This is a genomic window from Bradyrhizobium sp. P2_E8, assembly GCF_056403875.1.
The window spans coordinates 1-752 of record NZ_JBFUES010001766.1 but is presented as its reverse complement, the minus strand read 5'-3'; the positions used below and the strand labels follow the sequence as shown (position 1 = coordinate 752).

Here is a 752-nt window from a genome sequence, read left to right as displayed (position 1 = left end):
CTCCAGCACCTTCACCATGCGGTGCGGCAGCTTGACCTGGCTCAGGATCGCGACCGCCGCCGCGGCATCCGGCGGTGCCACGATGGCGCCGAGCGCGATCGCGGCGGCCCAGGGCATGTCAGGCATCAGCCGGTGCGCGACGTAGGCAACGCCTACCGTAGTCAGGCCGACCGCGGCCACCACCAGGGTCGAGACTGGAACCCAGTTGTTGCGCAGGTCCCGCAGCGAGGTGTCGAAGGCCGCATCCAGCAGCACCGGTGCGACAAAAAGCGCCAATGCCAGGTCCGGCTCCAGCGTCCAGGTCGGGCTCGACGGCACGAAGGCGATCAGCGCGCCGCCGATGGCGAGAAAGGTCGGGTAGGGGACCTTGATCCGCCGCGCCAGCGCCGATAAGCCAACAGCGCCGAGCAGCAGCGCGATGATCCATTCGAATGTCGACACGACGATCCCCGAAACCGATTTGAGCGGCGCCACAAGCTAGCACCAATCCGGCCGTATGCTGGATAGGTGGGCCTCAAGGCAAGCCTTTCCGACTGCAAGGACCATGCGTTCTCTTCTCATTCAATTGTCCGGTGCCGTATTGCTCTGCGCGCTCCCGCTCGGCGTGGCTCTGGCGGCGACCGGCGGCGAGCCGGCTGCCGTCACGCAGGTCGACATCGCGCCATGCCTCACGGCTGCCGCCGGCGACGACCTGGACAAGGCCAATTCCGCCTGCGCTGAGGTGATCGACAATGAGAAGACGGCGAAGGGGG

Annotated in this window: 1 protein-coding gene and 1 pseudogene; one reads left to right on the top strand and one right to left on the bottom strand. The window is 66.9% G+C overall.

Translation table 11 applies throughout. From position 1 onward, the window contains the following. Window positions 1–441 (bottom strand): cation:proton antiporter domain-containing protein (locus AC1D00_RS43770; protein ID WP_477015022.1); only part of this gene is annotated, 441 nt, incomplete at its 3' end. Window positions 442–544: 103 nt separating this feature from the next. Between AC1D00_RS43770 and AC1D00_RS43765 the strand changes: the two are divergent. Next, window positions 545–752: pseudogene (locus tag AC1D00_RS43765) on the top strand (hypothetical protein); the annotation flags it as partial.